This is a genomic window from Natrinema pellirubrum DSM 15624 (assembly GCF_000230735.2).
GTDB lineage: Archaea > Halobacteriota > Halobacteria > Halobacteriales > Natrialbaceae > Natrinema > Natrinema pellirubrum.
Genome location: NC_019962.1, coordinates 1,185,439 through 1,205,467 on the forward strand (window position 1 = coordinate 1,185,439; position 20,029 = coordinate 1,205,467).

The following is a 20,029-nucleotide window of genomic DNA, read 5'->3' on the forward strand; positions in this document are numbered from 1 at the left end:
TCAGGCCGACGCGTCGAACTCGTCGGCGGCGGTCTCGACGTCTTCGGCGACCGCTTCGACGTTCTCCTCGACCTGCTTGTGGGCCTCGAGGGCGGCGTCGAACGACGAGTCGACGACCTCGGAGTAGTTCGCGGCGAACTCCTCGTAGGCGAGTTCGGACTCCTCGAGGGCCTCGAGGACGGCCTCGAGCGACTGCGACTGGGCCTCAGTCGCGGAGTCGAAGCCCTCGTCGACGAGTTCCCGGAGGTCGTCGAACTCGGCGGCCTCTTCGGGCATCGACGCTTCGAGGGCGTCGAAATAGGCGTGGATCGCGCCCTTGGTCAGTTCGGCGTTGGACTCGGCCAGCGATCCCGACGTCTCGACGACGTCGGCGATGGCGCTGATCGAGGTCTGCTGGGCCTCGAGAGCCTCGTGGGCGAACGACTGGCTTTGTTCGAGTGCGGTGCGCTGTGCGTCGAAGACTGCGGTGAATGGGTTCTGAGTCATGATTGGTCCTCTCGGTTGCGTTTGACGGGGACGACGATCGTCTGGACGATATCGCCCTCCTCGATGTCGAGGGCGTCCCGTTCGGGTTCGGGAATGCTGATCCGACCGCCGCTTTGGACGCGGGCCTTGAACGTCGCCGTGCCCATGTTCATCGGGCCAAAGGCCGACGTATCCTCGAGCGGATTCGCCGAACTGGCCTGGAGCAACTGTTTCATCATCTCCTGCTGGGACTGGGCAACCTGCTCGCCCGCTTCCTGCATCTGCTCGGTAAACATAGCAGGCGGGAACCAGGGCGATCGGTCGGAGTCGTCCGTCATCAACAGCATCTTAGATCGCAGACAGTATAAGGCTTTCCACTAGATACCATCTGCTACCATTGAATGGTTTCATGGGGGTGGGGCGGGTCGCTGCCGGATCGCGTCGCCGACCCGTTCGGAGGGTCGCCCCGTCTCGAGCGGGCCGCATGAGTGGCGAACCGTTCATCGTCACGGCCGTCTCGACGACGGAATGACCGGCGAATACGACCGGGACGTAATCGAGTTTTACGGCGATTTGTGGCCAGTAACACGGGCTTGGATCGGCCGGAATGCAGCCAAAGAAGTCATATACGTCCCTCGCTTAGCCGCTCGTAGATGTCACACGAGAACACTGGGGGTGAGAACTTCGCCGCTATGACCGACGCTTGGTCGGCGATGACGCGGGGGTTCCTCCGAACCGCGACCGCGGCCAACCGAGCGGCCGTCTCCGCGATGGTTCCCGCCGCCAACGGCGACCGCGATTCCGAGGGCGACAGGATCGTACCGCCGATCCCCTCCATCGAGTACTCCGACCTCGACTGGCAGTTCGATCGCACGGTCGATGACCCCGACGGCATCAGCGTCGGCGACACCGTCACGTTCGAGAAGGCGCTGACCGACGAGGACGTCCGGGCCTTCGCCGCGGTCAGCGGCGACACGAACCGGCTCCACTTGGACGAGGAGTTCGCCGAGGACACCCGCTTCGGCGAACGTATCGTCCACGGCACGCTCGTCTCCGGCCTCATCAGCGCCGCCCTCGCTCGCCTCCCGGGACTCACGATCTATCTCTCACAGGACCTCGAGTTCAGCGGTCCCGTCGGCATCGGCGACCGGGTCTCGGCCCGCGTCGAGGTCGTCGAGGCCCTCGGCAACGACCAGTACCGCCTCGAGACGGTCGTCCGCAACGAGGACGATGACGCGACCGTGATCGACGGCGAGGCCGTCGTATTGATCGACGACCTGCCGGCGGAGTAACCCCTTTTGTCCGGCGTCGAACCCGCTTATCGTCCGCGACGAGTTGCAACGTTGCTAAGTGGCTGCTCGCGGAACGAGCGCATATGACGCTGTTCGGAACCGCGGGGATTCGCGGTCCCGTCGATGAGGTAACGCCGTCGCTCGCGCTCGCCGTCGGCCAAGCCGCCGGCGAACCCGGGGCGACGTTCGTCGTCGGCCGCGACGGCCGGGAGACCGGCCCAGCGCTCGTGGCGGCGATGGAAGCCGGCCTCGAGAGCGCCGGGGCCGACGTTCGCCGTGTTGGACAGGTGCCGACGCCCGCGCTGGCCTACGCCTCGCGCGGCCGGCGGGGCGTGATGCTCACCGCCAGCCACAACCCGCCAGCGGACAACGGCATCAAGCTCTTCGACGACGGCGTCGAGTACGACAGCGACGCCGAACGGGCCGTCGACGAGGCCGTTGCGGCCGACGACGGCCTCGCTAACTGGGACGAGTGGGGCGACGGCGAACGCCTCGCCGTCCTCTCGGAGTACCGCGACGCGGTCACCGACTACGTCCGGACACGGTTCGCCGACACCGGTACGGACGGCGACGCCGCGACCCCGCCGGACCCGCTCGAGGGACTGCGGATCGCCGTCGACTGCGGGAACGGCGTCGGCGCGCTTGCGACGCCACAGGTCCTCGAGCGACTCGGCGCGACGGTCGTCGCGGTCAACGCCTCCGTTGACGGCCACTTTCCCGGTCGGGGGAGCAAACCGACTCCGGAGACGCTCACGGAGTTCTCGGCGTTCGTCGCGGACGGCGAGTTCGACCTCGGACTCGCTCACGACGGCGACGCCGACCGGCTAGTCGTCCTCGGCCCCGACGGCGAGGTGATCCACGAGGACACGATCCTCGCAGTGGTTGCGGCACGCTACACGGCCGACAGCGACGCCGACAACCCCGTCGTCGTCACCACGCCCAACGCCTCCGCCCGCATCGACGAGCGGGTTCGGGCGGCCGGTGGCCGGGTCGAGCGCGTCCGACTCGGGGCACTCCACGAGGGGATCGCGCGGGAGCGCGAGCGCGGCTCGGTCGACACCGAAATCGCCTTCGCCGCCGAACCCTGGAAACACATCCACACCGCCTTCGGCGGCTGGATCGATGGCGTCGCAAGCGCGGCGGTCGTCGCCGCGCTCGTCGCCGCGGCCGGCGACACCGACCGGCTCCGAGAGCCGGTCACCGAACGCCCCTACCGAAAGGTCAGTCTCGACTGTCCCGATGCGGCCAAGGTCGACGCCATGTCTGCCCTCGAGAGCGACCTGCCCGACGCGTTCCCCGAGGCCGCCGTCGACACCGACTACGGCGTCCGCCTCGAGTTCGACGACGCCTCGTGGCTGCTGGTCCGCCCGAGCGGCACCGAACCCTACGTGCGCCTCTACGCGGAGAGCGAGTCGGTCGACGACCTCGTCGACGAGGCAGGCGGGGTCATCGAAGCGGCAATCGAGGACGTCCGGTAGCGGTCGTCGACGACCGGCATCGGAGCCGACATCCTTTGGTCCCCGCCGGTCGAATCGGTCTCCATGAACGACTTGATCGCGGCCGCCCGCGACGCACAGGACCGGGCCCACGTCCCCTACTCCGAGTACCGCGTCGGTGCCGCCCTCGAGACTACCGATGGCGCGGTCTTTACCGGCTGTAACCTCGAGAACGCCAACTACAGTAACAGCCTCCACGCCGAGGAGGTCGCGGTCGCCGAGGCGGTCAAGAACGGCCACCGCGAGTTCTCGCGGCTCGCGGTCAGTTCCGATCGGCGCGACGGCGTCACCCCCTGTGGGATGTGCCGCCAGACGCTGGCGGAGTTCTGCGACGACGACCTCGCCGTGATCTGTGACGAGGGCGGCGACGACGTGACCGAGTACACGCTGGGTGAACTGCTGCCGAACACGATCAGCGAGGAGACGCTCGAGTGACGGGATAGACCACTGCCGTCGAACCCACTATCGCGGCGCAGCGGCCGGTCGATCGATGCCGGCACTGAGACGGCCTCGTCACTGCTCGAGGTACTCCCGGAGGATCGTCCGGTGACACCGCTTTTTCTCGGTGTTTTCGTAACAGACCAGCGCTAGCGACTCGCCCGCTGCCAACCGCTCGGAGAGCGTTTCGACCGCCGCCCGCGCGCTGTCGTCGCTCTCGAGGTGGTCACGATACGCATCGCCGAACCCGACCCGGTCCCACGCGGCGTTGTGGGCACCCTCCTCGCAGAGCCCCTGCATTTTCATGTCCTCCTCGGCGTCGCGCACCGACTCGAGGAGCGGTTCCGGGGGCCCGAGTTCGGGCAGGTTCTCGTCGACGGCCGCGTGGAACCACGAGGTCGGCTGGCGGACGACGCCGATCCGGGTCGCGTCGGCGGGCAGATCGACCAAACCGTGCTGGATCGCCGCGACGTAGGTGTCCGTGAGCGTCCCGCATGCCATACCGTCGGTACGGCCGCCCCGGGTTTATATACAGCGTCGCCCCGAACCGCCGCTATTCGATGACTCGAGACAGCGAAGACCCGAACGCCGACGAACAGTACCACCTCGAGGTCGGCCCCGACGACGTGGCCGACACCGTGTTGTTGCCGGGCAACCCCGAACGCCTCGAGAAGATCGTGGCGTTCTGGGACGACCACGAGATCCGCGGCCACCACCGCGAGTACCGCACTGCGACCGGGAGCTACGAGGGGACGCCGGTCTCGGTCACCTCGACGGGGATCGGCAGTCCGTCGGCCGCGATCGCCGTCGAGGAACTGGCGCGGATCGGTGTCGACACGTTCCTCCGGGTCGGCTCCTGCGGCGCGATCCAGCCCGACATGGCGGTCGGCGATCTGGTGATCACCACCGGCGCGGTCCGTCAGGAGGGGACCAGCGACGAGTACGTCCGCGAGGACTACCCGGCCGCCGCCGACGGCGAGGTCGTCTCGGCGCTGGTCGCCGCCGCCGAACGACTAGGTTACGACTACCACACCGGTGTGACGATGAGTTCCGACTCGTTCTACGCGGGCCAGGGCCGGCCCGGGTTCGAGGGTTTCGAGGCTGCGGGTTCGGATGCCCTCGTCGACGAACTCAAAGCGGCGAACGTGAAAAACATCGAGATGGAAGCCAGCGCCATCCTGACGCTCGCGAACCTCTACGGGCTCCGGGCCGGCGCGGTCTGTACCGTCTACGCCAACCGCGAAACGGGCGAATTCCGGACTGAAGGCGAGTCCCGGGCCGCCGAGACCGCGACGCTCGCGACCCACTTGCTGGCGAAGATGGACGCCGTCAAACGCGAGGCGGGTGCCGACCGCTGGCACGCCGGCCTCTCGCTCGAGTAGTCGGTTCCCGTCTCGGCCCAGTCAGTCCCGCATCCGGACGATCCCGTCCTCGAAGACCTTCCGATTGGGGACGATGTACTCCTCGGAGTCGTCCTCGATCTTGGTGACGAACAGATCGACCTCCTGAACGATGCCGGTCTGGTCGCCGATCCGGATCTCGTCGCCGATCCCGTAGGGCTGGTTCAGCAGCAGATAGATTCCGGCGGCGCTCGAGACGAGGAAGTCCTTGAACGCGACAGTACCGACGATGACGATGCCGACGGCGTAGACGGTCAGCAGGATCAAGAGCGCGAGGACGTGGACGCCGACTTGCCCGAGCGCGATGATGAACGTGACATAGAGGACGGAGTACTTGACCACTTTCGGGATGACCGATACTTCGGGGAGCTTGACGCCACGGAGGTACTCGCTGACGATCAGTTCCGTCTTGTCCGCGACGATAAACCCCAGAATGAGGACGAGGACGGCGATAAACAGCTGCGGGACGAACTCGGTGACTCGCAGCCAGAAGGCGTCGGTGTCGAGCAGTTGGGCGATGTGGATCGCGGTCAACACCGCGATGCCGTAGATGAACCACGAACTCAGGCGGGCGACGATCTCGACCGTCGAGGTACCGATCGACTGGGCGGTCCGCTCGAAGGGGGTTCCCTCGACGGCCTCCGGGACGCCCGACGCCGAGAGCAGTTCCTCGTTGAGCCGACCGACCAGATAGCCGACGACGAGGCCGAGCGCCAGTACCGCCGCGGCTATGACGGCCGGTTCGTTGAGGAGCGGCTGCCACTCTACCATATCAGTACGCCTCCGGATCGACCTCCAGGATGAGTTCTCCGGCCTTGAACGCCCGGACGAGGCCGTCACTCTCCGAGAGGACGATCGCGATCGCATTGGTATCGCGCGTGATCGCGCCGCCGGCCATGTGGCGCGCGCCCAACCCCTTCGGGATGTCGACCCCCTCCGCCGAGGGCTCGAGGTAGCGATACGCCGAGACGATCTTGCCCGCGTCGGAGATGATGAAAGCGCCGTCCAGCCGCGAGAACTCCTTGAGCATCACGTTGACGATCGGATCGCCGACATGAACGTGGGACTTCTCGAAGGGGTTGTAGGAAAGCGGGCGGGACTTGTTCATCACCTTGCCCGCGTCGCCGACGACGAACAGCGCGCCGACCGGCTTGCCCTTCTGGCCCTTCTTGCCCAGTTCGATCGCCACTTCCAGCACCGACTTGACCACTTCCGGGTCGGCCCGGGACTTGACGAACAGGTCGTAGATCCCCGTCCGGGTCTCCGCGTCGGCCCGCACCCGCGAGACGGTATCGATTCCATCGCTGAAGACGCTGGTCGCACAGGCCAACTCGTCGCCGTCCTCGATCACGCCCTGCTCTAAGGCCCCCTCGAGGCCGTATCGGATCCGTTCGGAGATGTTCTCGAACTCGAGGGGGAGTTCGACGAACGTCTCCGCGCCGACGGCGTTTTCGGTCCCGACGACGATCACGTCGAGGTCCTCGATGTCCACGAACTGCTCGTAGTAGGAGCCGCTGGGTGAGAAGAGTACGACCGCATCGACACTCGCAAAGAGGTCCCCGAAGGCGTCGTCTAACCCGGCCATTGACCATACAACCTGTTTCTGCCCGAATAAGCGTTATGGAGCGTCTGACGCTTGTCCGTCGTTTCTCTCGACAGTAGCCGGCCGAAACGATCGGCGCAGCCGTTGGCCCTCCAGCAGTGGCTCGGTCACCGGTCGTATCGCTCACGGATTCGGTCGCGATAGCAGCACGGCTCGAGGGAGTGTCGGGACCGCTCGAGTATAGTGCGCGGGACCGGATTCGAACAACGGGAAGACGGACTCGCATCGCTTCGTCCGTCTTCTCTCGTTCGAACCGGTCGGCGATTGCTGTCGCTCGCGGGTTTGCTCGCGACAGTAATGCGCGGGACCGGATTCGAACCGGCGGACCCCTACGGGACAGCGTCCTAAGCGCTGCGCCGTTGGCCTAGCTTGGCTACCCGCGCTCGCTCTCGAGTTTTCACGAATCGAGTAAGTACCTGTCGGTCCGCGCCAAGCGACGCTCAACAATGGGTCACCGGCTCCTCGGGCGACCAGTCCGGCGGGACGATAAACGTCACGTGTTCCGAATCCCGGAGCTGGTGTAACTCCGCGGCCCGTTCGGCCAGCGAGCGCTCCCGGTAGGCCAACTCGAGCCCGCAGCCGGTACAGACGAGTTTGCAGGTTGGCTCTGTCATGAGGTGGACTCGACACGCCGCACGTCGACGGACCGTTGGGGCGACACGCGGTTTAGTAGTCGGCTCCTAGTCGAATCCGCCGCGAACGGTCCACACACTCCATGAATCGTAGCCGACCGTTGTGTCGGTAGTCTCTCGTTGGGACGGCGAGCCGATCGGCCGCTCGTCGAACGGCTCGCCGTGACCGCACGTTTATATCGGCTCAGCAGGTACGCGGAGGTATGCACAGTGCCCGGGACCGGGTCGAGTACGAGCCGTGGCTCGCGGAACTCGAGACGATCGCCGACCGCCTCGAGCTATCGACGGAGGCTCGCTCGTGTGCGGTCGACCTCTTTCTGACCGACGTTCCCGAGTCGGATCGATCGAAGCGGGCGGTCCTGGCCGCCAGCCTCTATGCCGGCTCGCTCGTCGCCGGCGACGGTCGCACCCAGGGCGCGGTCGCCGACGCCGCCGACGTCTCCCGGCTCTCGATCCAATCGCGCTGGAAGGAGTTGCTCGAGGCGGCGGGCCTCGAGCCGCCGCGCTGGTAATCGGTTCGTAGCGCGACCGTTCCACGAGTCAGAAGCGGGCTGTCCCGGCGTAATTGTACGATACGAAGCCGTATCGGCCGGTACTGTCCGACGGCAATCGGCCGTTGGCTTGACGCTGGTCGCCGACGGGTTGGTCTCGGCGACGACGCTTACTCCCCGTCGACGACGTTTCCGTGTTCGTCGATTTCGCCGTGGACGATCCGGGTACTCGAGATGATGTCGCCGTCGTCGGCCAGTACGTGGGGGACGACGACGACCTCGAGTGGGTCGTGGCCGCGTTCGCGGCGGATCTCGTTGATCCGCGTGCCGCCCTCACGGGTCTCCGGCGAGACGACGAGATAGTCGTACTGCGGTTCCGTTGCGATCCCCGTGGGCGACTCGAGCAGTCGGACCTCGAACGTGCGGTCGTGATCGGCCGCGATCGATTCGAGTTCCGACTCGAGGTTTCGTTTCCGTTCGTCGAACGACCGAACCCGCCGGTCGACGTCTCGTGTCTTCGGGGCGAGGTCGTCGCTGGTCAAGCCGACAGTCACGTCCCCGAGTTCGAACGCCCGTTCGAACAGCCGCCGATGGCCGTCATGAACGGGGTCGAAGGTCCCACCAAGCGCGACGTCCATACCCCACCACACTTCCGCGGAGTGTATAAAACGGTCGAATCCCCGTCTTTTGCTCGGGCGAACTGCGGCCGCAGAACGGTTTATTTCGACAGCCGTCGAAACTCCCCTTCGCATTGTTTTTTGTAGTCGCCCACAGTGTCCCCGATATGGGATTAGACGAGGACGCACTCGAGTACCATCGAACGGATCCACCGGGCAAGATCGAGATTTCGACGACCAAGCCGACGAACACCCAGCGTGACCTCTCGCTGGCGTACTCGCCGGGCGTCGCCGCCCCGTGTCTCGAGATCGACGAGGACGAAACCGACGCCTACCAGTACACGGCCAAGGGTAACCTCGTCGGCGTCGTCTCGAACGGCTCGGCGGTTCTCGGATTGGGTGACATCGGCGCACAGGCTTCAAAACCCGTCATGGAGGGCAAAGGCGTGCTGTTCAAGCGTTTTGCCGACATCGACGTGTTCGACATCGAACTCGACGATTCGGACCCCGACAAGCTCGTCGAGGCCATCAAGATGATGGAGCCGACCTTCGGCGGGATCAACTTAGAGGACATCAAAGCGCCCGGCTGTTTCACCGTCGAGGAACGGCTGCGCGAGGAGATCGACATTCCGGTCTTCCACGACGACCAGCACGGGACCGCGATCATCTCCGGGGCCGCGCTGCTCAACGCCGCCGACATCGCCGGCAAGAGCCTCGAGGAACTCGAGGTCGTCTTCTCCGGAGCCGGGGCGAGTGCCATCGCGACGGCGCGCTTTTACGTCTCGCTGGGCGTCCGGAAGGAGAACATCACGATGTGTGACTCCTCGGGAATCATCACCGAGGACCGCGCCGCGGACGGCGACGTCAACGAGTACAAACAGCAGTTCGCCCGCGACGTGCCCGAGGGCGGGCTGGCCGACGCGATGGATGGGGCCGACGTCTTCGTCGGGCTCTCGATCGGCGGCATCGTCTCCCAGGAGATGATCCAGTCGATGGCGTCGGACCCGATCGTCTTCGCGATGGCAAATCCGGATCCGGAGATCGGCTACGAGGAGGCCAAAGCGGCCCGCGACGACACCGTCATCATGGCCACCGGCCGCTCGGATTATCCGAATCAGGTCAACAACGTCCTCGGGTTCCCCTTCATCTTCCGTGGAGCCCTCGACGTGCGCGCGACCGAGATCAACGAGGAGATGAAAGTCGCCTGTGCCGAGGCGCTGGCCGAACTCGCCCGCCAAGACGTTCCCGACGCGGTCGTCAAGGCCTACGGCGACGACCCGATCCAGTACGGCCCGGATTACATCATTCCCAAGCCCGTCGACCCGCGCGTCCTCTTCCGCGTCGCGCCGGCGATCGCCGAGGCCGCGATGGAGTCCGGTGCGGCCCGTACCGAGATCGACCTCGAGGCCTACGAGGAAGAACTCGAGGCCCGACTGGGCAAGTCCCGCGAGATGATGCGGGTCGTGCTGAACAAGGCAAAGAGCGACCCCAAGACCGTCGCTCTGGCGGAGGGCGAAAACGAGAAAATGATCCGCGCGGCCTACCAGATCCAGGAGCAGGGGATCGCCCTGCCGATCCTGATCGGCGACGAGGACGAGATCAGACAGACCTCGGCCAACCTCGGACTGGACTTCGATCCGACCGTCGCCGACCCCTCCGTCGGCGACTACGAGGAGTACGCCGACCGGCTCCACGAACTGCGGGCCCGCAAGGGGATCACGCGCAGCGAGGCCGGCGAACTCGTCGAACGTGACTCGAACTACTTCGGCAGCGTGATGGTCGAACAGGGCGACGCCGACGCCCTACTGACCGGCCTCTCCCATCACTACCCCTCGGCGCTGCGGCCGCCGCTACAGGTGGTCGGCACCGACGACGACGTCGACTACGCCGCCGGGGTCTACATGCTGACGTTCAAGAACCGCGTGATCTTCGTCGCCGACGCGACGGTCAACCAGGACCCCAACGAGGAGGTCCTCGCGGAGGTCACCAAACAGACCGGCAAGTTGGCACGGCGGTTCAACATCGAACCCCGCGCGGCACTACTCTCGTACTCGAACTTCGGGAGCGTCGACAACGAGGGGACCCGCAAACCGCGCAAGGCGGCACAGATGTTGCAGGACGACCCCGAAGTCGACTTCACGGTCGACGGCGAGATGCAGGCCGACACCGCCGTCGTCGAGGACATCCTCGAGGGTACGTACGGCTTCTCCGAACTCGAGGAGCCCGCGAACGTGCTTGTCTTCCCGAACCTCGAGTCGGGCAACATCGGCTACAAACTCCTCCAGCGACTGGGCGGGGCCGACGCCATCGGGCCGATGCTGGTCGGGATGGACAAGCCGGTCCACGTCCTCCAGCGGGGCGACGAGGTCAAGGACATCGTGAACCTCGCGGGCGTGGCGGTCGTCGACGCCCAACAGGAGTAACCGCGTGAGCGAGCGCGCCGCGGACCCTCGAGCCGACGCCGATCGCGACGGCGAGACAGCCGCGGCTGCGCGCGTCACCAGACGGCAACTGCTCGGGACCGCCGGCACGGCGGGTCTCGTCGGACTGGCCGGCTGTGCCGACCGCCAGTACCGCTTGCGGGCGGACTGCGCGGCGATCTCCGCCGCCGCGAGCGACGCGGACGGCTACGTTCCGCTGCCGGCCGACGACGGTACCTCGATGTTCCGTCGGGGCCTGCGCCGGTACGGCTACTACCCCGAGGAGACCGTCCCGGACGCGGTGCGGGTCGACTGGTCGTTCCCGACCAACCGGATCGGCCACACTGCGGCCAAGTCGACGCCGCGACCGACGCCGGACGGCGAGACGGTCCTCGTGGCCAGCGACACCGGCCGGATCGACGCCGTCACGCCGACCGGCGAGCAGCGCTGGCACCTCGAGACCGGTGCCGGCCGGAGCCTGGGCTTTCACGGCACGCCGGCGATCGTCGACGGAACGGCCTACGTCGGCGGCTACGACGGCGCGCTCTACGCCGTCGATATCGCGTCGGGCGATCTGCAGTGGCGAACCACCGCCCGCGAGTTCGGCGGCGCGATCGCGATCGGCTCGAGCCCCGCCTACGTCGACGGGACGCTCTACCTGCTCGCCGAGTACAGCGACCCGGCCAGCGGGACGCTCTGGGCGGTCGACGCCGCCACCGGTACGCCGGTCTGGAGCGACGACCGCCTCTGGGGAATGCCCCACCCCTCGCCGGCGATCGACTGCGAGGCCGGCCGGCTCGTCACGGGGTCGAACGACGGCGTCGTCTACTGTTGGGAGTTCCCCTCGCTCGAGTTCGCGTGGTCGTTTCAGGCGGGCGGCAAGGGCGGCCCCGACGGGAAGTCGATGGCGGGCGGTCGGTTCAACCTCGGCGCACAGATCAAGGGGACGATCCCGGTCTACGACGGCGCGGCGTTCGTCGGCTCCTGGGACGGCCGGTTCTACCGCCTCGATCTCGCGGACGGCAGCGAGGAGTGGTCGTTCGACACCGGTGACGTCGTCATGTCGAACCCGGCGATCGATCCCGAGGCAGGGATCGTCTACGTCGGGGGCGACGACCACCACGTCCACGCGCTCGAGACCGATACCGGCGAGGAGTTGTGGTCGGCCGACGTGGACGGACACGTCATCGGTTCGATCACGGCCACCGCCGAGACGATCCTCGTCGGCTCCTACGATACGCACCTGTACGCGCTCGGTCGCGAGACCGGCGACCGACGCTGGCGAGTGAAGAACCGCGGTCACGTCACGAGCGGCGCGATCCCCCGTGACGGCCGGATCTACTACGCCGAGCGTGGCGTCTTCTCGAACTACTACGCCGACGAGGAGACGATCCTCGAGGAGCCCGGCCGCGCGTACTGTCTTGTCGCCGACGAGTGACCGGCCGGCGACTGCGCCGGTGGCCTGCAGCCGGGGTGTATCTCGTTGCATATAAATATGCGCCGGGGCTGGGTACGTGTATGCAGGATCAGGGACGCTCTACGCGCAAGCGAACCGGCGGTCGACTGAAGAACGTTCGAAAGCGCCGGAAGAACGAACTCGGTCGGCTGCCCACCGAGACGCAGGTCGGCGAACCGCGGTTCCGCGCCGTCGACGCCCGCGGGAACGAGACGAAGACCCGCGCGCTGGCGACCAACGTCGCAAGCGTCAACAAGGGCGACGAGACGGTTTCGGCCGACATCGAGGACGTCGTCGAGAACGACGCCAACCCGAACTACGTCCGCCGAAACATCATCACGAAGGGTGCCGTCATCGAAACGAGCGAAGGGCAGGCCCGCGTTACGTCCCGACCCGGCCAGACCGGTCAGGTCAACGCCGTTCTTCTCGAGTAACGCTCGCTGACTCTTCCGTTGTGCCAGCGCGGCCAGCCGCGGCTCTACGGTTTACACCACGAGCGTACCGTCTCCCGATAATCGATCGCCCGCGGGTCGTCAGGGCCGTGGGGCGGCCTTCTGCAGCGCAGTTTCGGCGATGTTACCGCCGTAGTCGGCGCTCCGCGAGAGCGAGTCGACGATCAGCCCCAGCGATTGGGCCTGTGCGGGCTCGAGATCCCGTAGCATGTCGTCGATCTTGCGGGTGTGTTCGTCGATCTCGACGACGGCCTCGAGCGCCGCGTGGCCGAGGCGGGTGGCCTCGTCGGATTCGTCGGCGAACAGGGCGTCGGTCGACTGTTCGAGGACCGACGCGGCCTCGGCGTGGAGCCCGTGGACGGCATCGGCGACGTCGGCCGACAGGTCGTCGAGTTTGAGCGCGATGTCGCTGATCTTGACGGCGTGGTCGGCGATCCGCTCGAGTTGCCGGGCGGTCGAGTGAAAGTCGAAGCAATCCTCCCGGGAGACGCCGAGTTCCTCGACGGCGCGTGGCGAGCGCAACGTTGCGCGGAAGATCCGCGAGACGACCAGCCAGAGCCGGTCGACGTCGTCGTCGCGCTCGATCACGTCCTCGGCGATCGCGTCGTCGTTCTCGATCAGCGCCGTCACCGCGTCCTCGAGCATCGACTGAGCGATCAGCCGCATCCGGGTGACGGCGTTGACGATCGACAGCTCCGATGAGTCGAGCAAGTCCTGAATGACGACGCTATCGCTGGTTTCCTCCAGGACCTCGACGCCGACGAGTCGCTGGGTCGCACTCCTGATCGCGCTTCGTTGCTCGGTCGTGATCCGGCCGGCCTCGAGCGAGATCACGTCGAAGCCGCTGACGTACATCGTCATTACGGCCCGCGTGAGCTGTTCGCCCTCGAGGCCGGAGACGTCGAGGGTTCCCTCCTGCCGGCGCGTCTCGCGTTCCGGCGTGAGAAGCAGTTCGTCGTCTTCGGGATAGAATTCGACGGTCGTACCGCTGCTGACACCGTTGTCGGTCGCCCACGTCTTCGGCAGCGAAACGGTATACGTCGACCCACCGGTCACCTGGACCTTTCGCGTCTCCATACAGGCCGCTTTTGATTACAACAATATAAATCCACTAGTATATAGAGAGAGTTGGACGGAGAGATAGCGCCACTACCGGACGATTTGGTCTGTCTCGGCTAACTATCCATCAGTACGAATCCATCGACAATAGTTACCAAACATAGAGCTATATAGAGATGCAGAGATACATATAGAGTGGACTCACTCCGACGAAGAAGGGGTACAGTCGGTGCGAATCGTGATCGATTCGCTGGGCCGGTCGGCGTCAGCGCGCGTCCTCGAGATCGACGAACGCCCCGGCGTCGGCCGACAGCCACGTGGTCAACCGATCGTCGGCGGGACACTCGCGTGGCGTGATCGTACATCGATCCGGCCGGTCCTCGTATCGGACGACGATCGACTCGAGGGTGGCCGTCTCGGTCGCGTACTGCGTCGCCGTCGAGAGCCGTTGCCGCGTCGAACGATCGCCGTAGCCGCCGGTTGATCCGTTCATGGTCGGGGGAGAGCGCGTATCGAAGGCGACCGACGGAACGTACAAAGCCGCTGCTAGTTGTGCTATTGAGGGATCCGTACGGCCTCGAACGACTCGGTATCGGCAGGGGTGGGCCGCGCCGCTGGTGGCACTCGTTTCGGAAATGGAAAAGAGAACCGTCGGTGATCGGTGGTCGGCGATTGGTAGTCTGAAACTGGCAATCAGCAGTCGGCGATCGCCTACCGTTCAGTCGCCGAGATCGATCCGCCCCCGACCCGCGGGGCGTAACGCCGACCGCATGAACGTCTCGTGAACGTCGGTCGACGAGCCGTCCGTCGATCGGCAGCGATCGTAGCTCCCGTCCGACCGCATTACCCACCTGTTCCGATCGTCCTCGAGCAGCGTCTCGAGGATCGTCTCGAGTCGCTCCCGGAGCCGCGGATCCTCGATCGGCGTCACCGCCTCGACCCGGTTGTCGAGGTTGCGGGTCATCCAGTCGGCCGACCCGATGTAGTATCGGTCCTCGCCGCCGGCCCGGAAGTAGAAGATCCGCGAGTGTTCGAGAAAGCGGCCGACGACGCTGTAGACGTCGATCGTCTCGCTGATGCCCTCGAGGCCGGGCCGGAGCCGACAGATATCGCGGACGATCAGATCGATGTCGACGCCGGCCATCGAGGCTTCGTAGAGTTCCCGGACCAGTTCGGGGTCTTCCAACCGGTTCATCTTGGCGACGATCCGGGCGTCCTCGCCGTTGCGGGCCCGCTCGGCCTCGGCCCGGATCAGTTCGACGAACCGATCGCGCATGTTCCCCGGCGCGATCAACAGCTCCCGGTAGTCCCGATACATCGAGTGGCCGGTGAAGTAGTTGAACAGCCTGACGAGGTCCTGTCCGATGTCACGATCGGCGGTCAGGAGGCCAAGGTCCTCGTAGCTCTTGGCCGTCTCGGAGTGGTAGTTGCCGGTCCCGACGTGGGAGTAGAGCCGGACCCCCTCTGCCTCCTCGCGGACGACCAGCGAGGTCTTGGTGTGGGTCTTGTATCCGATCGTCCCATAGGCGACGTGGATCCCCTCCTCCTCGAGTTTCTTCGCCCACTCGAGGTTGTTCTCCTCGTCGAAGCGGGCCTTCAACTCGACCATGACCGCGACCTGCTTGCCGTTGTGGGCGGCCTCGATCAGGCTCTCGATGACCCGCGAGTCGCTGGCGGTCCGGTAGATCGCCGCCTTGATCGCCAGTACGTCGGGGTCGTTGGCCGCGGCCTCGAGGAACCGCTGGACGGTCCCCTCGAAGGAGTGGTAGGGGTGATGAACGAGGACGTCGCGGTCGCTGATGACGTCGAAGACGGTCGTACCGTCGTCGCACCGACCCAGCCGCGGATGGGGCTGTGGCGACCACTCGGGAAGCTTCAGATCGGGACGGTCGAGTTCGGTCAGGTCCGCGAAGTCCCGGTAATCGAGCGGGCCGGCGAGTTCGAACACCTCCCGATCGTCGAGTTCGAGTTCCCGCGTGAGGATCTCGCGCACTTGCTTCGGGGCGTCGGGTTCGATCTCGAGGCGAACGGCGGCCGCGAATCGCCGCTCCTCGATGACCTCCTCGATGGTCTCGATCAGGTCCTCGGCGACCTCCTCGTTGCGCCGGACCTCGGCGTTGCGGGTCACGCGGAACAGGGCAGTGTCGACCACCTCGACGTCCGGAAAGAGCAGGTCGAGGTTCGCCCGGACGACGTCCTCGAGGAGGACGTACCGCCGGTCGTCGCCGAGCTGGACGAATCGGAGCTGATTGCGCGGGATCTTCACCCGCGAGAAGGTCAGTTCCGCGTCGGGTCGTTCCCGCGTCAGCACCGCCAGCGAGAGGCTCTGATTCGAGATGAACGGGAAGGGATGGGCCGGATCGAACGTCAGCGGGGTCAGCGTCGGCAACACCGAACTCTCGAAGTACTCGCGAAGCGTCGTCCGCTCGGCCGCGCTCAGCTCGTCGTAATCGACGATGGCGATGCCTTCGTCGGCCAGCGCCGGACGGATCTCCTCGCAGTAACACTCGGCCTGCCGCTCGAGCAGCGGCCGGGCCGCCTCGAGGACGGCATCCCACTGCTCGCGGGGCGTGCGGCCGTCGGGCGTCTCCTCGGTGACGCCGGCCGCGATGCCCTGTTTCAGGCCGCCGACGCGCTTGCGGAAGAACTCGTCTAGGTTCCGCGTGACGATCGAGCAGAACTTCACGCGCTCCAACAGCGGGTTGTCCGAATCGAGGACCTCGTGGAGGACCCGCCGCTGGAAGGCCAGTTCGCTGAGTTCGCGATTCAGGTAGTACTCCGGGCTCGAGAGGTCGACGTCGGCGATGCCGGACGACGGGCCGTTCCCTTCGACTGGATCGGTCCCGTCGCCGTCGGCCGAAGTATCGCCGATCGGCTCAGGGAGAGGCAGCGTCTCGGCGTTGCCGTCGTCGGTCTCCGCGGCACCGTCGGTCCGCGAGCCGGTCGCGCCCGCTCCCGCGTCCGACTCGGCCTCGATCACGGTGTCCGCTGTGGACTCCTGGTCACCGGCGCGATCAGTAGTCTCCGATTCGGCGCCGCCGTCGGTCCGCTCGGCCGGACTCGAGGCGGTCACACCTTCGTCGTCGAGCAGCGATCGAAACGCGAACTCGGAGCCGTCGACGGTCGATCGATCGTCTGCCTGTTCCCCCGGGGTCGTCCCACCCTGCTCGTCGTCGGCTGTCGAATCTCGTTCGTTCATGCCGAAAGTCCCATCAACTGCTGTCTGGCGTGACGATCTTCTCGGACGACCGCTCGACGTGGTCGGGGCCGTCGACGCTGACGAACCGCTCGTTCCCGACGTCGTACGCGGTGAGACTGCCGCCGTAGACACACCCCGTATCGAGCCCCACCGCCCACTCCCGTTCGATCGGCGTCTCGAGGACGGTGTGGCCGAAAAAGACCCGCGGCGGCCCCTCGTAGGCGTCGAACCAGAAGGGGCCGTCGTAGCCGTCCCCCTCCGGCGACCGCATCGTCAACACGTCCTCGCGGGACTGCGCCGACAGCGAGCGGGCCGGGTCGACCCCGCCATGGACGACGAGGCCGCCGTCCCACGAGATCGCGGTCGGCAGCGACTCTACGTACTGGTAGTCGGCCGACTCCAGCGCCGACAGCGAGGCCGCCCCCTCGATGAGCTTTCGCTCGTTGTTGCCCCGAACGGAGAGCAGGCGTGGCGACCGGCGCACCCGGTCGAGGACGGCCTTGCTGTCGGGCCCCTTTCGGACCAGGTCGCCGACGAACACGGCGAGGTCGTTGCCGCCGAGGTCCAGTCGCTCGAGCAGCGCATCGAGCGCGTCCGGACAGCCGTGAACGTCGCCGATGACGTAGACGTCGTCGCGGTTCTCGAGGGCGATGTGGCGGTGGTCGAACGATACCGCGTCGTCTGCTGGGGTGGTGGCGGTCGTCACGCGTCGTGTCCGACCCGTCCAGCGAAACCGGATAAGTCGTTTATATGTTGGGTACGCGATGCTATATAGTGGCGTATAGCCGACACGAGAAACGGTCCGACCCCCGTCGGCGGACACCCGACGCGACGCCGGCGGCCCGCGAGCGGGGATTTCTTTAGCCGTCCCCCCGCAGCAGCGGTATGCACGTCGTGGTCAACGCCGCCGTGAGCGCCGACGGCAAACTCTCCTCGCGACGCCGGGAGCAACTCGCGATCAGCGGCGACGAGGACTTCGCCCGCGTCGATCGAGTCCGGGCCGAAAGCGACGCCATCGTCGTCGGCGTCGGGACCGTCCTCGCGGACGATCCGCACCTGACGGTCAAGGACGAGCGGCTGCGGGAGCGCCGGCGCGAGCGGGGCGAGCCGGCAAACCCCGCCCGAGTCGTGGTCGACTCGAGCGGGCGGACCCCGACCGACGCCGCGGTCCTCGACGACGCGGCGACGACCTACTGCTGTCTGAGCGAGGCTGCGTCCGTCGACCGACGCGCGGCACTCGCCGACGCCGCCGAACTGATCACCGCGGGCGAGGAGCGGGTCGATCTCCTGCGGGCGTTCGCGGTGCTGCAGGAGGCGGGCCTCGAGCGGGTCATGGTCGAGGGCGGCGGCGAACTGATCTTCTCGCTGTTCGAGGCCGGACTGGTCGACGAACTCAGGACGTTCGTCGGCCCGACGATTATCGGCGGCCGTGACGCCCCGACGCTGGCCGACGGCGAGGGGTTCGTCGCCGACTTCCCCGAACTCGCGCTCGAGGCCGTCGACCGGCTCGACGAGGGTGTCCTGCTCACGTGGCGGGTCGCGGACCGGTAGCGCGGGTTACTCGAAGTCCGGTTCCCGATCCTCGACGAACGCGGCCATCCCCTCGCGCTGATCCGGCGTGCCGAAGAGGCTCGCGAAGGCGCGTTTCTCGTAGCTGAGCCCGCTCTCCTGTGACCCCTCGTAGCCTTGATTGATCGCCTGCTTGGCCGTCCGCATCGCGAACGCCGGCTTCGCGGCGAGCCGATCGGCCAGTTCCGCGGCGACCCCCTCGAGTTCGTCGTCCGCTACGACCTCGCCGAACAGCCCCGCCTCCGCGGCCGACTCGGCGTCGAGGCGTTCGCCGAGGAAGATCATCCGGCGGGCGGTCTCGTCGCCGACCAGTCGCGGCAGCCGCTGAGTGGCCCCCCAGCCGGGGATGATTCCCAGATCGATCTCGGTGTTGCCGATCAGCGCCGATTCGCCGGCCACGCGGAGGTCACAGGCCAGCGCCATCTCACAGCCGCCGCCGAACGCGTAGCCGTTGACCGCGGCGATCGTCGGCGCGGGGAACGCCTCGAGCGCGTCGGCGACATCGTGGCCGAGTTCGCCCCACTTCTGGGCCGCCTCGGGACCGAGATCCTGCATGTATTTGATGTCCGCGCCGGCGATGAACGCGTCGCCGGCCCCGGTCAGGACGAGCGCGCGTGCGCCCTCGTCGGCGGCCGTTTCGATCGCCTCCCCCATCGCCTCGAGCGTCTCGACGTTCAGGGCGTTCAGGGCGTCCGGTCGGTCGACGGTCAGCGTTGCGACATCGTCGTCGTACTCGAGGGAGACTGTGTCCCAAGACATACCCCGGCGTTCGTCGGCCACCGGCAAATCCCTTGGCACGCGGTTCGGATCGCGAGGCAGGCAGCGGTCGGGTCGCGGGGCCCGAACGAACCCACCCGTCACATCTTTCCTCGGTCGCGCCCTACTCTGGGGTATGGAACGAGCCACGTTCGGCGGCGGCTGTTTCTGGTGTACCGAAGCGGCGATGAAGGAACTCGAAGGCGTCGACGCCGTCACCTCGGGCTACGCCGGCGGCCACGTCGAGGACCCCTCCTATCGGGAGGTCTGTTCCGGCAACACCGGCCACGCCGAAGTCGTCCAGGTCGAGTACGACCCCGACGTGATCGCGTACGACGAACTGCTCGAGGTCTTTTTCGCCACGCACGATCCGACACAGCTCAACCGACAGGGCCCCGACGTGGGCACGCAGTACCGCTCGATCGTCCTCGCTCACGATGACGAGCAACACCGGCAGGCCGAGGCCTACATCGAGGCCCTCGATTCCGAGTACGACGACGATGTCGTGACCGAACTCGAGCCCCTCGAGACGTTCTACCGCGCCGAGGAGAAACATCAGGACTACTTCGAGAAGAATCCCACCGACGCCTACTGCCAGATGCACGCGGCCCCGAAAGTCGAGAAGGTCCGCGAGAAGTTCGAGGAGAACGTCGCGCCGAACCAATAGCGAGACCGCTCGGTCGC

The 20,029-nt window shown here is 66.5% G+C and carries 22 protein-coding genes and 1 tRNA gene; 10 read left to right on the forward strand and 13 right to left on the reverse strand.

What is annotated here, in order from left to right; translation table 11 throughout:
• Together NATPE_RS05850 and NATPE_RS05855 are read right to left on the reverse strand one after the other, a co-directional pair.
• Complete coding sequence (locus tag NATPE_RS05850; protein ID WP_006179685.1) at nucleotides 1-486, reverse strand: hypothetical protein; 486 nt, start codon at nucleotides 484-486, stop codon at nucleotides 1-3.
• On the reverse strand, nucleotides 483-803 hold the full coding sequence (locus tag NATPE_RS05855; protein WP_006649374.1) for an AbrB/MazE/SpoVT family DNA-binding domain-containing protein: 321 nt from the start codon (nucleotides 801-803) through the stop codon (nucleotides 483-485). Before NATPE_RS05855 ends, NATPE_RS05850 begins: the two co-directional genes overlap by 4 nt.
• A gap of 315 nt (nucleotides 804-1,118) precedes the next feature.
• Here NATPE_RS05855 and NATPE_RS05860 point away from each other — a divergent pair, with 315 nt between their 5' ends.
• The 3 genes from NATPE_RS05860 (at nucleotide 1,119) to cdd (ending at nucleotide 3,688) form a co-directional block, all read left to right on the forward strand.
• Nucleotides 1,119-1,757, forward strand: a complete 639-nt coding sequence (locus NATPE_RS05860; RefSeq protein ID WP_006179683.1) for a MaoC family dehydratase — start codon at nucleotides 1,119-1,121, stop codon at nucleotides 1,755-1,757.
• 83 nt (nucleotides 1,758-1,840) lie between these two features.
• Nucleotides 1,841-3,235: a phosphohexomutase domain-containing protein gene (locus NATPE_RS05865; RefSeq protein WP_006179682.1), complete on the forward strand. Its 1,395-nt coding sequence runs from the start codon at nucleotides 1,841-1,843 to the stop codon at nucleotides 3,233-3,235.
• A 63-nt stretch (nucleotides 3,236-3,298) separates the two neighbouring features.
• Complete coding sequence (gene cdd, locus NATPE_RS05870) at nucleotides 3,299-3,688, forward strand: cytidine deaminase (RefSeq protein WP_006179681.1); 390 nt, start codon at nucleotides 3,299-3,301, stop codon at nucleotides 3,686-3,688.
• 78 nt (nucleotides 3,689-3,766) lie between these two features.
• On the opposite strand, the gene NATPE_RS05875 is transcribed toward cdd, so the two are convergent.
• Complete coding sequence (locus NATPE_RS05875; protein ID WP_006179680.1) at nucleotides 3,767-4,192, reverse strand: DUF488 domain-containing protein; 426 nt, start codon at nucleotides 4,190-4,192, stop codon at nucleotides 3,767-3,769.
• 59 nt (nucleotides 4,193-4,251) lie between these two features.
• On the opposite strand from NATPE_RS05875, the gene NATPE_RS05880 reads away from it, so the two are divergent.
• The gene (locus tag NATPE_RS05880) at nucleotides 4,252-5,073 is read left to right on the forward strand and encodes a nucleoside phosphorylase (RefSeq protein ID WP_006179679.1); all 822 of its coding nucleotides are present in this window, start codon (nucleotides 4,252-4,254) and stop codon (nucleotides 5,071-5,073) included.
• Nucleotides 5,074-5,094: 21 nt separating this feature from the next.
• On the opposite strand, the gene NATPE_RS05885 is transcribed toward NATPE_RS05880, so the two are convergent.
• The 4 genes from NATPE_RS05885 to NATPE_RS22600 form a co-directional block, all read right to left on the reverse strand.
• On the reverse strand, nucleotides 5,095-5,862 hold the full coding sequence (locus NATPE_RS05885; protein ID WP_006179678.1) for a mechanosensitive ion channel family protein: 768 nt from the start codon (nucleotides 5,860-5,862) through the stop codon (nucleotides 5,095-5,097).
• 1 nt (nucleotide 5,863) lies between these two features.
• Nucleotides 5,864-6,676 carry a diadenylate cyclase DacZ gene (dacZ, locus tag NATPE_RS05890; RefSeq protein ID WP_006179677.1) on the reverse strand — a complete coding sequence of 271 codons (813 nt, stop codon included), beginning with the start codon at nucleotides 6,674-6,676 and terminating at the stop codon, nucleotides 5,864-5,866.
• A gap of 316 nt (nucleotides 6,677-6,992) precedes the next feature.
• Nucleotides 6,993-7,077, reverse strand: a tRNA-Leu gene (locus NATPE_RS05895).
• A gap of 57 nt (nucleotides 7,078-7,134) precedes the next feature.
• Complete coding sequence (locus NATPE_RS22600; RefSeq protein ID WP_006179676.1) at nucleotides 7,135-7,308, reverse strand: hypothetical protein; 174 nt, start codon at nucleotides 7,306-7,308, stop codon at nucleotides 7,135-7,137.
• Between the two features lie 221 nt (nucleotides 7,309-7,529).
• Here NATPE_RS22600 and NATPE_RS05900 point away from each other — a divergent pair, with 221 nt between their 5' ends.
• The gene (locus tag NATPE_RS05900) at nucleotides 7,530-7,838 is read left to right on the forward strand and encodes a transcription initiation factor IIB family protein (protein WP_006179675.1); all 309 of its coding nucleotides are present in this window, start codon (nucleotides 7,530-7,532) and stop codon (nucleotides 7,836-7,838) included.
• A 149-nt stretch (nucleotides 7,839-7,987) separates the two neighbouring features.
• On the opposite strand, the gene NATPE_RS05905 is transcribed toward NATPE_RS05900, so the two are convergent.
• Nucleotides 7,988-8,455 (reverse strand): phosphopantetheine adenylyltransferase, encoded by a 468-nt coding sequence (locus tag NATPE_RS05905; RefSeq protein WP_006179674.1) that lies wholly within the window; start codon nucleotides 8,453-8,455, stop codon nucleotides 7,988-7,990.
• A 146-nt stretch (nucleotides 8,456-8,601) separates the two neighbouring features.
• Between NATPE_RS05905 and NATPE_RS05910 the strand changes: the two genes are divergently transcribed.
• The 3 genes from NATPE_RS05910 to NATPE_RS05920 all read left to right on the forward strand — a co-directional run bounded on the left by NATPE_RS05910 (nucleotide 8,602) and on the right by NATPE_RS05920 (nucleotide 12,744).
• Nucleotides 8,602-10,857, forward strand: coding sequence for an NADP-dependent malic enzyme (locus tag NATPE_RS05910; protein ID WP_006179673.1), 2,256 nt, complete (start codon nucleotides 8,602-8,604; stop codon nucleotides 10,855-10,857).
• Nucleotides 10,858-10,861: 4 nt separating this feature from the next.
• The gene (locus tag NATPE_RS05915) at nucleotides 10,862-12,292 is read left to right on the forward strand and encodes an outer membrane protein assembly factor BamB family protein (RefSeq protein ID WP_006179672.1); all 1,431 of its coding nucleotides are present in this window, start codon (nucleotides 10,862-10,864) and stop codon (nucleotides 12,290-12,292) included.
• Between the two features lie 80 nt (nucleotides 12,293-12,372).
• Complete coding sequence (locus NATPE_RS05920; RefSeq protein ID WP_006179671.1) at nucleotides 12,373-12,744, forward strand: 30S ribosomal protein S8e; 372 nt, start codon at nucleotides 12,373-12,375, stop codon at nucleotides 12,742-12,744.
• Nucleotides 12,745-12,843: 99 nt separating this feature from the next.
• On the opposite strand, the gene NATPE_RS05925 is transcribed toward NATPE_RS05920, so the two are convergent.
• The 4 genes from NATPE_RS05925 to NATPE_RS05940 form a co-directional block, all read right to left on the reverse strand.
• The gene (locus tag NATPE_RS05925; RefSeq protein WP_006179670.1) at nucleotides 12,844-13,839 is read right to left on the reverse strand and encodes a phosphate uptake regulator PhoU; all 996 of its coding nucleotides are present in this window, start codon (nucleotides 13,837-13,839) and stop codon (nucleotides 12,844-12,846) included.
• A 247-nt stretch (nucleotides 13,840-14,086) separates the two neighbouring features.
• Nucleotides 14,087-14,314, reverse strand: a complete 228-nt coding sequence (locus NATPE_RS05930) for a DUF7511 domain-containing protein (RefSeq protein ID WP_006179669.1) — start codon at nucleotides 14,312-14,314, stop codon at nucleotides 14,087-14,089.
• A gap of 225 nt (nucleotides 14,315-14,539) precedes the next feature.
• Nucleotides 14,540-17,020, reverse strand: a complete 2,481-nt coding sequence (gene ppk1 / locus NATPE_RS05935) for a polyphosphate kinase 1 (protein ID WP_006179668.1) — start codon at nucleotides 17,018-17,020, stop codon at nucleotides 14,540-14,542.
• Between the two features lie 13 nt (nucleotides 17,021-17,033).
• Nucleotides 17,034-17,726: a metallophosphoesterase family protein gene (locus NATPE_RS05940; RefSeq protein ID WP_006179667.1), complete on the reverse strand. Its 693-nt coding sequence runs from the start codon at nucleotides 17,724-17,726 to the stop codon at nucleotides 17,034-17,036.
• 179 nt (nucleotides 17,727-17,905) lie between these two features.
• Here NATPE_RS05940 and NATPE_RS05945 point away from each other — a divergent pair, with 179 nt between their 5' ends.
• Nucleotides 17,906-18,571 carry a 2,5-diamino-6-(ribosylamino)-4(3H)-pyrimidinone 5'-phosphate reductase gene (locus NATPE_RS05945; protein ID WP_006179666.1) on the forward strand — a complete coding sequence of 222 codons (666 nt, stop codon included), beginning with the start codon at nucleotides 17,906-17,908 and terminating at the stop codon, nucleotides 18,569-18,571.
• 6 nt (nucleotides 18,572-18,577) lie between these two features.
• On the opposite strand, the gene NATPE_RS05950 is transcribed toward NATPE_RS05945, so the two are convergent.
• The gene (locus NATPE_RS05950) at nucleotides 18,578-19,348 is read right to left on the reverse strand and encodes an enoyl-CoA hydratase/isomerase family protein (protein WP_006179665.1); all 771 of its coding nucleotides are present in this window, start codon (nucleotides 19,346-19,348) and stop codon (nucleotides 18,578-18,580) included.
• Nucleotides 19,349-19,481: 133 nt separating this feature from the next.
• Here NATPE_RS05950 and msrA point away from each other — a divergent pair, with 133 nt between their 5' ends.
• Nucleotides 19,482-20,012, forward strand: coding sequence for a peptide-methionine (S)-S-oxide reductase MsrA (gene msrA / locus NATPE_RS05955; protein ID WP_006179664.1), 531 nt, complete (start codon nucleotides 19,482-19,484; stop codon nucleotides 20,010-20,012).
• Nucleotides 20,013-20,029: the final 17 nt, after the last annotated feature.

Coding starts and splice junctions, on each gene's coding strand:
- NATPE_RS05905 (WP_006179674.1), bottom strand. CDS start 8,455: ATGGACGTCGCGCTTGGTGGGACCTTCGACCCCGTTCATGACGGCCAT.
- NATPE_RS05865 (WP_006179682.1), top strand. CDS start 1,841: ATGACGCTGTTCGGAACCGCGGGGATTCGCGGTCCCGTCGATGAGGTA.
- NATPE_RS05945 (WP_006179666.1), top strand. CDS start 17,906: ATGCACGTCGTGGTCAACGCCGCCGTGAGCGCCGACGGCAAACTCTCC.
- NATPE_RS22600 (WP_006179676.1), bottom strand. CDS start 7,308: ATGACAGAGCCAACCTGCAAACTCGTCTGTACCGGCTGCGGGCTCGAG.
- NATPE_RS05925 (WP_006179670.1), bottom strand. CDS start 13,839: ATGGAGACGCGAAAGGTCCAGGTGACCGGTGGGTCGACGTATACCGTT.
- cdd (WP_006179681.1), top strand. CDS start 3,299: ATGAACGACTTGATCGCGGCCGCCCGCGACGCACAGGACCGGGCCCAC.
- NATPE_RS05850 (WP_006179685.1), bottom strand. CDS start 486: ATGACTCAGAACCCATTCACCGCAGTCTTCGACGCACAGCGCACCGCA.
- NATPE_RS05855 (WP_006649374.1), bottom strand. CDS start 803: ATGACGGACGACTCCGACCGATCGCCCTGGTTCCCGCCTGCTATGTTT.
- NATPE_RS05860 (WP_006179683.1), top strand. CDS start 1,119: ATGTCACACGAGAACACTGGGGGTGAGAACTTCGCCGCTATGACCGAC.
- NATPE_RS05880 (WP_006179679.1), top strand. CDS start 4,252: ATGACTCGAGACAGCGAAGACCCGAACGCCGACGAACAGTACCACCTC.
- NATPE_RS05900 (WP_006179675.1), top strand. CDS start 7,530: ATGCACAGTGCCCGGGACCGGGTCGAGTACGAGCCGTGGCTCGCGGAA.
- ppk1 (WP_006179668.1), bottom strand. CDS start 17,020: ATGAACGAACGAGATTCGACAGCCGACGACGAGCAGGGTGGGACGACC.
- NATPE_RS05930 (WP_006179669.1), bottom strand. CDS start 14,314: ATGAACGGATCAACCGGCGGCTACGGCGATCGTTCGACGCGGCAACGG.
- NATPE_RS05910 (WP_006179673.1), top strand. CDS start 8,602: ATGGGATTAGACGAGGACGCACTCGAGTACCATCGAACGGATCCACCG.
- dacZ (WP_006179677.1), bottom strand. CDS start 6,676: ATGGCCGGGTTAGACGACGCCTTCGGGGACCTCTTTGCGAGTGTCGAT.
- NATPE_RS05920 (WP_006179671.1), top strand. CDS start 12,373: ATGCAGGATCAGGGACGCTCTACGCGCAAGCGAACCGGCGGTCGACTG.
- NATPE_RS05875 (WP_006179680.1), bottom strand. CDS start 4,192: ATGGCATGCGGGACGCTCACGGACACCTACGTCGCGGCGATCCAGCAC.
- msrA (WP_006179664.1), top strand. CDS start 19,482: ATGGAACGAGCCACGTTCGGCGGCGGCTGTTTCTGGTGTACCGAAGCG.
- NATPE_RS05885 (WP_006179678.1), bottom strand. CDS start 5,862: ATGGTAGAGTGGCAGCCGCTCCTCAACGAACCGGCCGTCATAGCCGCG.
- NATPE_RS05950 (WP_006179665.1), bottom strand. CDS start 19,348: ATGTCTTGGGACACAGTCTCCCTCGAGTACGACGACGATGTCGCAACG.